Here is an 11,560-nt window from a genome sequence, read left to right on the forward strand (position 1 = left end):
GACGCCGGGCCCCTCCCGGCCCCTGTCCTAGGCTGGCCCCCATGGTGGAGAAGGCCCGGCGGCTGAGCGCGAGCACGACGCCCGGCCGGGTCCGGGGCCCGCAGGGCCACATCACCCGCGGCACCACCGCGGCCCAGCGGATGCGCCGTGTGGACCGCTGGCTCACCGACGTCCACGGCGCCCTGCTGCGCCGCACGGACCGGCCCCTGGCCGTGGACCTGGGGTTCGGGGCGGAGCCGGTGACCGCCGTCGAGATGTTCACCCGGCTGCGGGCGGTGAACCCCGCCCTGGAGCTGACGGGCCTGGAGATCGACCCGGCGCGCGTGGCCCGCGCGCGCGAGCGGGCCGGCGGCGTGCCGGGCCTGAGCTGGGCGGTGGGCGGCTTCGAGCTGCCGGTGCCCCGGCCGCCCACGGTGGTGCGCGCATTCAACGTGCTGCGCCAGTACCGGGAGGAGGACGTGCCCGCGGTGTGGGCGCTGCTGTGCGCCGGGCTGGCCGAGGACGGAGTGCTCGTGGAGGGCACCTGCTCCGAGGACGGGCGGCGGGCGGCGTGGGTGGACCTGCGCCGGGACGGGCCCGCCAGCCTGACGCTCGCCCTGCGGCTGGGCTCCTTCGAGCGCCCCTCGGACGTGGCCGCCCGCCTGCCCAAGGCGCTCATCCACCGGCACGTGCCGGGCGAGCCCGTGCACCGCCTCCTCGCCGAGGCCGACGCCGCGTGGGCCGCGCACGCCCCGCTGGCGGCCTACGGCACGCGGCAGCGGTGGCTGGCGAGCGTCGCCGCGCTGCGGGAGGCCGGCTGGCCCGTGCTGGGCGGGCCGCGCCAGTGGCGGCGCGGGGAGATGAGCGTGCGCTGGGAGGCGGTGGCGCCGTCGTCGTGACGGCGGGGCGGCCCGGCCGACGACGGCGCGGCCCGGCCAGGGGCGCAGGCGCGGGCCGGATCAGCGGCGCGTGGCCGGGCCCATCTCCTGACGGGGGCCGGCGAGGTACACGCACGCCACGCAGGCGGCCAGGAGGCCGAACATGCCCATGCCGCCGCCCGAGAGCACGCCGAGCACGCCCACCGCGGCGGCGACGCCGGTGAGGATCATCCAGAAGCTCTTGTCCCGGCCGCCGATGCGGGCGAAGTCGCCGGGGCTGCGGCGCAGCGCGTCCAGGAAGGCCCAGACCTCGAGCACGAGGCCGACGATCGCCAGGATGCGGAACAGCCAGTCGTCGAACGTCAGGGCGAGGTGCATGGGGGCGCTCATGCCCGCCAGTCTAGGGCGCGGGGGCGGGGCCGTGGGCGCGGTTCCTCCCGCGTCCGCGGCGGCGTCTAGGCTCGAGGGGTGAGCACCGAGACCGAGCATCGCGGGCTGTTCGTCGCCGTCGAGGGGCCGGACGGGTCCGGCAAGTCCACCCAGGCGCGCGCCCTCGTGGCGGCCCTGCGCGCCGCCGGGCGCGAGGCCGTCCTGACCCGCGAGCCCGGGGGCTCCGACCTCGGCGAGACCCTGCGCGGGCTGCTGCTGGACCCCGCGCACGCCCCCGTGGACCCGCGCACCGAGGCGCTGCTGTTCGCCGCGGCCCGCGCCGCCCACGCCGTCCGCACGCTGCGCCCCGCGCTGGCCCGCGGGGCCGTGGTGGTCACGGACCGGTACGTGGACTCCTCCGTGGCCTACCAGGGCGCGGTCCGCGGCCTCGGCGAGGAGTGGATCGCCCGGCTCAACGACTGGGCCACGGACTCGCTGGTGCCGGACCTGACCATGCTGATCGACGTGGACGCCGCCACCGCCGCCGCCCGCCGCACCGGGCGCGACGGGGACGGGGCGGACCGCATGGAGCAGGAGACGGCGGACCAGCACGAGGCGCTGCGCGCCGCCTTCCTCGCCCGCGCGGCCGCCGCGCCGGAGCGCTACCTCGTCCTGGACGGCGCGCTGGACCCCGAGGAGCTCACCGCCCGAGCCCTAGCCCGCGTCACCGCCGAGGCGGACGCCCGATGACCGCCCTCCCCGACGCCGTCCCGGCCGTCTTCGCCGACCTCGCCGGCCAGGGCTCCGCGGTGGAGCAGCTGCGCCGGGCCGCCGCCGAGGACCGGCCCACCCACGCCTGGATGTTCACCGGCCCGCCCGGCTCCGGGCGCTCGACGGCGGCCCGCGCCTTCGCGGCCGCCCTGCAGTGCGAGGCCCCCGACCCGGCCGCGCGCGGCTGCGGGCGGTGCCACGCGTGCCGCACCGTGCTCGCCGGCACCCACCCGGACGTCACGGTGCTGGCCACCGAGGCCGTGAGCTACCGGATCGAGGACGTGCGCTCCCTCGTGGAGGCCGCCCAGTCCACGCCCGCCACGGGCCGGTGGCGGATCTTCCTCATGGAGGACGCGGACCGCATGACGGAGCGGGCCACGAATGTGCTCCTCAAGGCCGTGGAGGAGCCGCCCGCCCGGACCGTGTGGATGCTCTGCACGCCCTCCCCCGCGGACGTGCTGCCCACCGTGCGCTCGCGCTGCCGCCTGGTCACCCTGAGCATCCCCGCCGTGGAGGACGTCGCGGACCTGCTGCACCGCCGGGACGGGCTGGACCGCGAGACCGCACTGACCACCGCCCGCATCTCGCAGTCCCACGTGGGCATGGCCCGCCGCCTCGCCCGGGATCCGGAGGCCCTGGAGCGCCGCGAGCGCATCCTCTCCCTGCCGCTGGAGGCCACCGCGGTCTCCGACGCGATGGCCCTGGCCGCCACCCTGGCGGACGTGTCCAAGGCGGAAGCCGAGTCCTCGGCCGAGGCCCGGGACGCGGAGGAGCTGGAGACCCTGCGCCGCTCCCTCGGCCTGGAGCCCGGCGAGCCCGTGCCGCCCAAACTGCGCCAGCACGTGAAGCGGCTCGAGGAGGACCAGACCCGGCGGCGCCGGCGCTCGGTCCGCGACTCCCTGGACCGGGCCATGATCGACGTGATGGGCCTGTTCCGGGACGTGCTGCGGGTGCAGCTCGGCGCCGAGGGCGAGCTCATCAACGAGCACCGCCGCGCCGAGGTGGAGGCCTACGCGCGCGGCGCCGCCGGGGACTCCGCGGAGGTCCTGGCCCGGATCGACGCCGTCGCCACGGCCCGCGAGCGCATCGCCGCGAACGTGCCCGAGCAGCTGGCGCTCGAGGCCATGATGCTGGCGCTGCTGCCGCGGCGCGTGCGCACCCCGCGCCGGCGCTGAGCGTCACGGCCCGAGCGTCGCGGCCCGAACGATGCCGGCCGGTTCTGCGGGCCGGCCGGTTCTGCGGTCCGGGCGGTTCAGCCGCCCGCGCCCACGAGCGCGGGCACGTCCGCCAGGCCGTCCACCACGTGGTGCGCGCCCGCGGCCAGGAGCGCGGCGTCCGCGTCCCGTCCGGTGCGCACCCCGGCCACCAGGCCGGCCCCCGCCCGGCGCCCCGCCGTCATGTCCTCGGCGGTGTCCCCCACCACGAGCACGCCGCGGACGTCGTCGAGGTCCAGGCCCAGCAGGGCGGTGAGGATCATGTCCGGGAAGGGCACGCCGCGCCCGGCGTCGTCCGGGGACAGGCTCAGGTCCGCCAGACCCATCCAGCCCAGGGACTCCAGGATCATGTTCTGGGTGTGGCGGGCGTACCCCGTGCACAGGCACACGCGCAGGCCGAGCGCCCGCAGGCGCAGCAGCGCCTCCTCCGCGCCGGGGACCGGCTGGGCGCCGTGCTCGGCCAGCAGGGAGTCGAAGGCCTCCTCGAAGGTGCGGGCAGCCGCGGCGGCCGCCGGCCGGTCCGGGAAGACCTGCGCGAACACGGCGGTGCGGGACGTGGCGCGGCGCGCGCGGAAGACGCGCACCGCGTCGGCGTGGGCGGGCGCGTCCGCCGCGAGGCCGTGGATCTCGAGGGCGTGGGCGAACGCGGCGTCCTGCAGCCCCCGCTCCACGATCGAGGTGCCGGACATGTCCACCACCGCCAGGCGCAGCGGCGGGGCCGGCGGCCCGTCGGCGCGCGGGGGCGCGGCCACGGGGCGGGGGGCGTGGTGCAGGCTCATGCGTCTCCCGTCGACGAGGTGTGCGCCCCACGCAACCGCCCCCGTCTGGCCTCGGCGTGGCGGCCGGGTGAACGCGGGACGACGGGGCGGGCCACACTGGGTGCCGCCGTCGCGCCGGCCCGGGGCCCGGTGGAATCGGGCCGGGGAAACCGGTATGCTCGTCAGCCGTGGCCGTTCGCGGCCGCGTGCCTCCTTAGCTCAGCTGGCCAGAGCAGCTCCCTCGTAAAGAGCAGGTCGCCGGTTCGAATCCGGCAGGGGGCTCCCCCGGACCCCGTCGCGTGAGAACGCGGCGGGGTCCTTCTCGTCCCGGGCCTCACAGCCGCGCCGCGAGCTCCTCGGCGCGGTCGAGGTGGGCGAGCGTGCGCTCGGCGTGCCGGCCCACGGAGTCCGAGGAGCCCTGCCCCAGCCGGTGCATGGCCAGGGCCTGCGCGGTGGCGGCGAGCTCGTGGGCGGCGCGGGAGAGCTCCCGGTGCACGTCCGCCGCCTCGGGCGGGATGTGCTCGCCGTCGCCCGCGTGGTCCCGGTGCAGGCGCACGCACAGCGCGCGGACGGCCGGCAGCCGCTCGGCGAGGACGTTGCCGGCGTGCACGACGCCGTTGCGCTGCTCCGCGCTGAGCAGGTCCGGGCCGCGGTCCCCCTCCAGCACCTGCCAGTACCGATCCATGGCCCGGACGAATCGGTCGTGGGCGCGGCGCCACAGCCCCGTGCCGAGCTCGCGGTCGTCGGAGCGGGACTGACGGAAGCGCGCGAACGGGCCCCTCACGTCCGGTCCTCCTGCGGCCACAGCGCGTCGGCGGGGTCGGTGACGAGCAGCACCCGGCCGACCCGGTCCTCCGCCTCGAACCGCCGGTGGGCGGCCGCGGCGTCGTCGAGGGGGAAGCGGGCGCCGACCGCCAGGTCGATGCGCCCGGCGGCCACCAGCGGGGCCACCGCCCGCTCCGTCCCGGCCACGATCCGCGCCTTGTCCACCACGGAGCGGGCGCGCAGCGTGGCCCCCGTGAGCCAGCCGCGCTTGGACACCAGGCGCATCAGGTTGAAGCCGTCCGCCTTGGGTCCGCCCTGCACGGCGATGACCACAATCCGCCCCTCCTCCGCGAGGCAGCGCACGTTCGCGTCCAGGTACGGGCCCCCGACGACGTCGAGCACCACGTCCGCGCCGCGGCCGCCGGTGCGCTCGAGCACCCAGTCCGCGAACCCGCCGGGCTCGCCCGAGCGGTGGTCGAAGACGTCCTCCGCCCCGAGGCCGCGCACGCGCTCGCACTTGGCGGGGCCGCCGGCGGTGGCCAGCACGCGGGCGCCGATCGCCGCCAGGTACTGGACCGCGAACGTGCCGATGCCGCCGGAGCCGCCGTGCACCAGCACGACGTCGCCGGCGCGCACGCCGCCGCGCTCGGACATCGTGGACCACACGGTGCAGGCCACCTCGGGCAGGGCCGCGGCGGTGACGAGGTCCACGCCCGGCGGCACGGCCATCAGCTGCCCGGCCGGGACGACCACGTGCTCGGCGTAGCCGCCGCCGGCCAGCAGGGCGCACACCTCGTCCCCGTGGGCGAACCGGCCCTCGCCGGGCAGGCCCGCCTCCTCGCCGAGGGCCACGACGACGCCGGAGACCTCCAGCCCCGGCACGTCCGAGGCGCCCGGCGGCGGCGGGTACTTCCCCTCCCGCTGCATGACGTCCGCCCGGTTCAGGCCCGCCGCGGCGACCTTCACGAGGACCTCGCCGGGCCCCGGGGTCGGGATCGGCTCCTGCCCGACGGCCAGGGACCCGGCCCCGCCCTCGCCCGTGAACCGGACCGCGCGCATGGCGCCCCGGCCCGTCCCGGGCGTCATCGTCGTCTCGGACATGCTCGGCCCCTCCTCCCGCTCCTGCGGCGCTCGTCTCATGGTGCTCGTCTCGTCGTGCTGGTCTCGTGGTGCTGGTCTCGTGGTGCTCGGGGTCCATCATGGTCCCCGGCCCCGGCCCCCCGCCAACGGCTCGGCCCCCCGCGGGCCGCGCGGCGTCGTCGTGGGCCGAGGGCGCCCGGGGCGCACTCGGTAGAGTGGTGCGGCGGGCCCGAGGGCCCGCCGGGATGGTTGTCCGAGCGGCCGAAGGAGCCGGTCTTGAAAACCGGTGCGCGGTGACCCCGTGCCGAGGGTTCGAATCCCTCACCATCCGCCCCGCCATGAGCCGGGTCGTCGTGCATGCAGCGACGGCCCGGCTCATGGCCTTCTCCGGCGCTCTGTGTCGATGTGCCGGGCGGGGACGCCCAGGCCGGGCGGGGCGGCATCGCCTCCGCGCCTCCCCTCGGCGTGGCGCTGTTCACCCGCACGTCACTCGGGCATGCTCTCCTCAGGTGTGACACGCCGCACCGTCATCGGCGCCGTCCGATCATCACGACCCCACGCACCCCCGGGAGAGCCATGTCCAGCCTGTTCCGCCGCCACGCCGTCGCCACGGCGGCCTGCACCGTCCTCGTCCTCGCCCCCGCCAGCGCCGCCCCGGCCCTGGCGGTGGAGACCGTCGCCGCGGACGAGACCACCATCTCGCTGCTGTCCTTCAACGACTTCCACGGCGCCCTCTCCTCGGACTTCTCCGGCACCCAGTTCGCCGACACCGTGGAGGACTACCGCACGGCCTTCGAGGCCCAGCACGGCGAGGGCTCGGTGCTGCTGACCAGCGCGGGCGACCTGATCGGCGGCTCCGCCTCGGTCTCCAACGTCCAGCAGGACGCCCCCACGATCGACGTGATGAACGCCCTCGGCCTGTCCGCCCTGGCCGCCGGCAACCACGAGTTCGACCGCGGCCTGGACGACCTGCAGGACCGCGTGATCCCCCGCGCCGAGTTCCCGGTGCTCGCCGCCAACTTCGTGGACCCGGACACCCTCGAGCCCATCCTGGCCTCGCACGCGATCTTCGACGTCAACGGCGTGAGCGTCGCCGTCATCGGCGCCGTCCCCAACGAGCTGTACGCCACCACCACCGGCGCCGGCCTGCAGGGCAACACCGTCCTGGACATGGTCGAGGCCGTCAACGGCGTGGCCGCCGAGCTCGAGGCCTCCGGCGCCGCGGACGTGATCGTCGCCTCCTACCACGAGGGCGCCGCGGGCGCGGGCGACCTCGCCGCCGAGCTCGGCAAGCGCGAGGTGTTCCGCTCCATGGTGGAGGACACCCACCCCGCCGTGGACGTGATCTTCAACGGCCACACCCACCAGCTGTACCAGTACGAGACCGCCGGGGACGGCGTCGCCCGCCCCGTGCTCCAGGCCGGCGCCTCCGGCAGCAACCTGGCCGCCGTCGAGCTGACCGTGGACGCCGCCGGCGAGGTCACCGCCGTCGCCTCCCGCCTGCTGGACCGCTCCACCCAGGATCCGGCCGAGGCCGCCGCCGAGTCCGCGGTGACCGCCGAGGTCTACGCGATCGAGCAGGAGGCCGTGGCCGTCTTCGAGGACATGCAGTCCCAGGTCGTCGCCGACCTGGACGGCTCCCTGACCACCGACTACCAGAAGCGCCTCGACGAGGGCGGCACCTGGCGCGCAGGCGGCACCCGCAGCGCCGAGACCACCCTGGGCAACTGGGTGGCCGACGCCACCAAGCAGACCGCCCTCAACGCCGATCCCGAGGTGGACCTCGGCGTGGTGAACCCGGGCGGCCTGCGCTCGGAGATCCTCGTGGACGCCTTCACCGGCGGCGGCACCTTCTCCCCGAAGCCCGCGGACCTGATCGGCAAGCTCACCCTCGGCGAGCTGCTCGACGTCGCCCCGTTCGGCAACTCGATCTCCTACTTCGACATCCCCGGCTCCTCCATCGAGCTGGCCCTCGAGCAGAACTGGCGCGACGACGTGCGCACCTTCACCCTGGGCTGGTCCGAGAACCTGACCTGGACCTACGACGAGTCCCGCCCGCAGGGCGAGAAGGTCACGGGCGTGTGGATCGACGGCGAGCCGCTCGAGCAGGACGCCATGTACACCGTGGCGACCCAGTCCTTCCTCGCCGACGACACCTGGGTGGCCTTGGGCGACCCGACGGCGGCCCCCGACGGCTACACCGCCTTCGCCACCGGCCGCGAGGACTTCGTGGACCTCGGCGTGCTGGACACCCAGGCCATCTCGGACTACGCCCGCCTCCAGGCGTCCGCCGAGGGCGCCGTGGGCCCCGACTTCGCCAAGAAGGGCGTGCCGGTCAGCGGCGCCCCGGAGACCGTGGCGGCCGGCGAGGAGATCGTCCTGACCCTGGGCGACCTCGTGATCGACTCCGACGACGCCCCGGCGGCCGCCGAGGTGGCCGTGGCCTTCGAGGCCGCGGACGGCACCGTCACCGAGCTGGGCGCCGTCACGGTCCCGGCCGGCTCCGAGGAGGTCACCCTCTCCGGCATCGCGGCCCCGGCCGAGGCCGGTGCGGGCGAGCTGCGCATGACCGTGCGCTACGCGGACGGCACCGAGACGATCGTGCGGCACGCCCTCGAGGTGACCGCCTCCGAGGCGCCGGTCGAGCCCACCGAGCCGACCGACCCGTCCGTCCCGACCGACCCGTCGGAGCCTGCCGATCCGACCGACCCCACGGTCCCGGCCGACCCCTCTGAGCCCGCCGATCCGGCCGACCCCTCTGACCCGACCGACCCCGCCGCGCCCGTCGAGGGCGACGACGACGGCGACGACCGGGACGAGGAGCACACGGTGCCCTCCACGGTCGAGACCGGCGACGCCTCCGCCTGGTGGCTGGCCGGCTTCGGCGCCCTCCTGGGCGCCGCGCTGCTGCGCGGCCGCAAGGCCCTGGGCCTGACCGCCTCGTCCGCCCCGGCCGGCCGCTGAGCCGGAGCACTCGGAGAGAGACCATGACCCAGCGCACCTTCCGCCTGTCACGCCCGGCCGTCGCCCTGGCCGCGCTCACCCTGCTGGCCCCGGCCGTCGTCGCCGGCCCCGCCCACGCCGCCCCCACGGGCGACGGCCTCGTGATCAACGAGGTCTACACCAACGGCGGCTCCGCGAACGCCGTCTTCACCCACAAGTTCGTGGAGCTGTACAATCCCACGGACACGCCGATCTCCCTGGACGGCTGGTCCCTGCAGTACCGCTCCGCCACGGGCACCGCCGCCCCCAACGGCGTCGTGGCGCTCAGCGGCACCGTCCCGGCGAAGGGCCACTTCCTGATCCAGGGCGGCTCCAACGGCACCACCGGCGCGGCCCTGCCGACGCCGGACCTGATTGCCGGCGGCGCCTTCAACCCCGCGGGCGCCCGCGGCACCGTGGTCCTCTCGGACCAGGCCGGCGCCCTCACCGCGCTGCCGGTCGGCTCGGTGACCACGGGCCAGGCCGAGGGCGTGGCCGACCTGCTCGGCTACGGCACCTCCAACACCTTCGAGAACGCCGCCGCGGGCGCCCCGTCCTCGAACTCGGACCCGAAGTCCCTCACCCGCACGGACGGGGTGGACACGGACGACAACGCGGCCGACTTCACGGTCACCGCGCAGGTCACCCCCACCTCCTCCACCGGCGAGGCCCCCGTGGACCCGATCCCGGATCCCGAGCCGGATCCGGAGCCCGCGCCGGCCCTGACGATCGCCCAGATCCAGGGCGACGGCGCGGCCACCCCCTACGCCGGCCGGCAGGTCACCACCACCGGCGTGGTCACCGCCGTGTACTCCACGGGCGGCTACGACGGCTACTACATCCAGACCGCGGGCACCGGCGGCTCCGCCGAGGACGCCACCCCCGGCGCCTCGGACGGCCTGTTCGTCTACTCCCCGGACACCGTGGGCTCCGTGGCCCTGGGCGACCACGTCCAGGTGACCGGCGAGGCCGCCGAGCACTACGGCCTCACCCAGGTGCGCGTGGGCGCGGCCGGCGTGACGCCGGTGGCCGAGCCGGCCGCCGTCGCCCCGACCGCCGTCGACTTCCCGCTCTCCGAGGCCGACCGCGAGGCCCTGGAGGGCATGCTCCTGGCGCCGGCCGGCGAGTGGACCGTGACGGACAACTACGACCTGAACCAGTACGGCTCGCTGGGCATCGTGCCCGGCACCGAGCCCCTGCCCAACCCGACCTCGGTGGCCGCCCCCGGCGCCGAGGCCCAGGCCGTGGCCGCGGACAACGCGAGCCGCCTGATCGTCCTCGACGACGGCGCCTCGACCAACTTCATGCGCTCTCCGGGCAACCAGAACCCGCTGCCGTACCTGGACGCGGACCGGCCCGTGCGCGTGGGCGCGGGGCTGGACTTCACCACCGGCGTGATCCTGGACTACCGCTTCGACGCCTGGTCCTTCCAGCCGCTGGGCCACCTCACGGACGCCACCGCGGCGGCCGTGCAGCCGGTGGCCGTCGAAGACACCCGCCCCGAGGAGGCCTCGCCCGAGGCCGTGGGCGGCAACGTGAGCGTGGGCAGCTTCAACGTGCTCAACTACTTCACCGCCCTGGGCCAGGACTTCCCCGGCTGCCGCGCCTACACGGACCGCTTCGGCGAGCCCGTGACCACGAACGGCTGCCTGCCGCGCGGCGCGTACACGCCCGAGGCGTTCGCCCGTCAGCAGGAGAAGATCGCCGCGGCGATCGACGGCCTGGACGCCTCCGTGGTGGCGCTCGAGGAGATCGAGAACTCCGCGAAGTTCGACCTGGACCGCGACCACGCGCTGGCCCACCTCGTGGACGCCCTCAACGCGCAGGCCGGCGAGCAGAAGTGGGCCTACGTGGCCTCCCCCGCCGACCGCCCCGCGCTGGCGGAGGAGGACGTGATCCGCAACGCGTTCGTCTACCAGCCGGCGGAGGTCACCCCGGTGGGCGAATCCGTGATCCTGCGGGACGAGGTCAACTTCGACAACGCCCGCGAGCCGCTGGCGCAGCACTTCCGCGCGGCGGACGGCACTGAGGCCGGCGTGGCGGGCACCGACTTCGTGGCCGTCACCAACCACTTCAAGTCCAAGGGCGGCTCCGGCGCCGCGGGCGACAACGCGGACTCCGGCGACGGCCAGGGCGCCTACAACGGCGACCGCACCCGCCAGGCGCAGGCCCTCGTGGCCTTCGCCGAGCAGGTGGCCGACGACGCCGGCACGGACCGCGTCCTGCTGCTGGGCGACTTCAACGCCTACGAGAAGGAGGACCCGATCCGCGTGCTCGAGGAGGCCGGCTACGTCTCCCAGGGCGCCCTGACGGGCGAGTACTCGTACACCTTCGACGGCGCGGTGGGCAGCCTGGACGGCGTCTACGCCTCCCCGGCCGCGAGCGCCGTGGTGACCGGCCAGGACATCTGGATGATCAACGCCAACGAGTCCGTGGCCCTGGAGTACTCCCGTCACGACTACGTGGCCGAGGACCTCTACGCGCCGGACCAGTGGCGCTCCTCGGACCACAACCCCCTCCTGGTGGGCCTGCGGCTCGACGGCGCGGTCGTCGAGCCCGAGCCCCAGCCCGGCGCCGGCCACCCCGGCAAGGGCAAGGGCCTCGACAAGGGCGCCGGCCACCCCGGCAAGGGCAAGGGCAAGGGCCACGACAAGGGCGAGGGCCACCCCGGCAAGGGCAAGGGCCTCGACAAGGGCGAGGGCCACCCCGGCCACGGCCGCGTCCCGGAGGCCGCGCGTCCCTGACCGCGGGTGAGGGCCCGCGG

The 11,560-nt window shown here is 76.0% G+C and carries 9 protein-coding genes and 2 tRNA genes; 7 read left to right on the forward strand and 4 right to left on the reverse strand.

Features of this window, described 5'->3' with window-relative positions; genetic code table 11:
• The first annotated feature begins 41 nt into the window (after positions 1–41).
• Entirely contained in the window at positions 42–878 is an 837-nt protein-coding gene (locus HDA33_RS07955) for a class I SAM-dependent methyltransferase (protein ID WP_184172342.1), read from the forward strand.
• A 60-nt stretch (positions 879–938) separates the two neighbouring features.
• Here HDA33_RS07955 and HDA33_RS07960 read toward each other — a convergent pair whose 3' ends face one another.
• Positions 939–1,247 carry a DUF2516 family protein gene (locus HDA33_RS07960; protein WP_246416914.1) on the reverse strand — a complete coding sequence of 103 codons (309 nt, stop codon included), beginning with the start codon at positions 1,245–1,247 and terminating at the stop codon, positions 939–941.
• Between the two features lie 78 nt (positions 1,248–1,325).
• Here HDA33_RS07960 and tmk point away from each other — a divergent pair, with 78 nt between their 5' ends.
• Complete coding sequence (tmk, locus tag HDA33_RS07965) at positions 1,326–1,976, forward strand: dTMP kinase (RefSeq protein WP_184172344.1); 651 nt, start codon at positions 1,326–1,328, stop codon at positions 1,974–1,976.
• A complete protein-coding gene (locus tag HDA33_RS07970) occupies positions 1,973–3,172 on the forward strand; it encodes a DNA polymerase III subunit delta' (protein ID WP_184172346.1) in 1,200 nt (399 codons plus the stop codon). The genes tmk and HDA33_RS07970 overlap by 4 nt, the downstream gene beginning before the upstream one ends.
• A 77-nt stretch (positions 3,173–3,249) precedes the next feature.
• Here HDA33_RS07970 and HDA33_RS07975 read toward each other — a convergent pair whose 3' ends face one another.
• A complete protein-coding gene (locus HDA33_RS07975; RefSeq protein ID WP_184172348.1) occupies positions 3,250–3,990 on the reverse strand; it encodes an HAD family hydrolase in 741 nt (246 codons plus the stop codon).
• A gap of 187 nt (positions 3,991–4,177) precedes the next feature.
• Here HDA33_RS07975 and HDA33_RS07980 point away from each other — a divergent pair.
• Positions 4,178–4,251, forward strand: a tRNA-Thr gene (locus tag HDA33_RS07980).
• 52 nt (positions 4,252–4,303) lie between these two features.
• On the opposite strand, the gene HDA33_RS07985 is transcribed toward HDA33_RS07980, so the two are convergent.
• Together HDA33_RS07985 and HDA33_RS07990 are read right to left on the reverse strand one after the other, a co-directional pair.
• Entirely contained in the window at positions 4,304–4,753 is a 450-nt protein-coding gene (locus HDA33_RS07985) for a hypothetical protein (protein ID WP_184172350.1), read from the reverse strand.
• A complete protein-coding gene (locus tag HDA33_RS07990) occupies positions 4,750–5,835 on the reverse strand; it encodes an NAD(P)H-quinone oxidoreductase (RefSeq protein WP_221432981.1) in 1,086 nt (361 codons plus the stop codon). The genes HDA33_RS07985 and HDA33_RS07990 overlap by 4 nt, the downstream gene beginning before the upstream one ends.
• A gap of 222 nt (positions 5,836–6,057) precedes the next feature.
• On the opposite strand from HDA33_RS07990, the gene HDA33_RS07995 reads away from it, so the two are divergent.
• The 3 genes from HDA33_RS07995 (at position 6,058) to HDA33_RS08005 (ending at position 11,540) form a co-directional block, all read left to right on the forward strand.
• Positions 6,058–6,145 (forward strand) — tRNA-Ser (locus HDA33_RS07995).
• Between the two features lie 245 nt (positions 6,146–6,390).
• Positions 6,391–8,778, forward strand: coding sequence for a bifunctional metallophosphatase/5'-nucleotidase (locus HDA33_RS08000; RefSeq protein WP_184172352.1), 2,388 nt, complete (start codon positions 6,391–6,393; stop codon positions 8,776–8,778).
• A 23-nt stretch (positions 8,779–8,801) separates the two neighbouring features.
• Positions 8,802–11,540 carry an ExeM/NucH family extracellular endonuclease gene (locus HDA33_RS08005; RefSeq protein ID WP_184172354.1) on the forward strand — a complete coding sequence of 913 codons (2,739 nt, stop codon included), beginning with the start codon at positions 8,802–8,804 and terminating at the stop codon, positions 11,538–11,540.
• Positions 11,541–11,560: the final 20 nt, after the last annotated feature.

It is taken from the genome of Micrococcus endophyticus (genome assembly GCF_014205115.1).
GTDB lineage: Bacteria > Actinomycetota > Actinomycetes > Actinomycetales > Micrococcaceae > Micrococcus > Micrococcus endophyticus.

Bases quoted from the DNA above. Each gene is read 5' to 3' on its own strand.
- HDA33_RS08000 (WP_184172352.1), top strand. From the start codon at position 6,391: ATGTCCAGCCTGTTCCGCCGCCACGCCGTCGCCACGGCGGCCTGCACC.
- HDA33_RS08005 (WP_184172354.1), top strand. From the start codon at position 8,802: ATGACCCAGCGCACCTTCCGCCTGTCACGCCCGGCCGTCGCCCTGGCC.
- HDA33_RS07970 (WP_184172346.1), top strand. From the start codon at position 1,973: ATGACCGCCCTCCCCGACGCCGTCCCGGCCGTCTTCGCCGACCTCGCC.
- HDA33_RS07975 (WP_184172348.1), bottom strand. From the start codon at position 3,990: ATGAGCCTGCACCACGCCCCCCGCCCCGTGGCCGCGCCCCCGCGCGCC.
- HDA33_RS07960 (WP_246416914.1), bottom strand. From the start codon at position 1,247: ATGAGCGCCCCCATGCACCTCGCCCTGACGTTCGACGACTGGCTGTTC.
- HDA33_RS07955 (WP_184172342.1), top strand. From the start codon at position 42: ATGGTGGAGAAGGCCCGGCGGCTGAGCGCGAGCACGACGCCCGGCCGG.
- HDA33_RS07990 (WP_221432981.1), bottom strand. From the start codon at position 5,835: ATGTCCGAGACGACGATGACGCCCGGGACGGGCCGGGGCGCCATGCGC.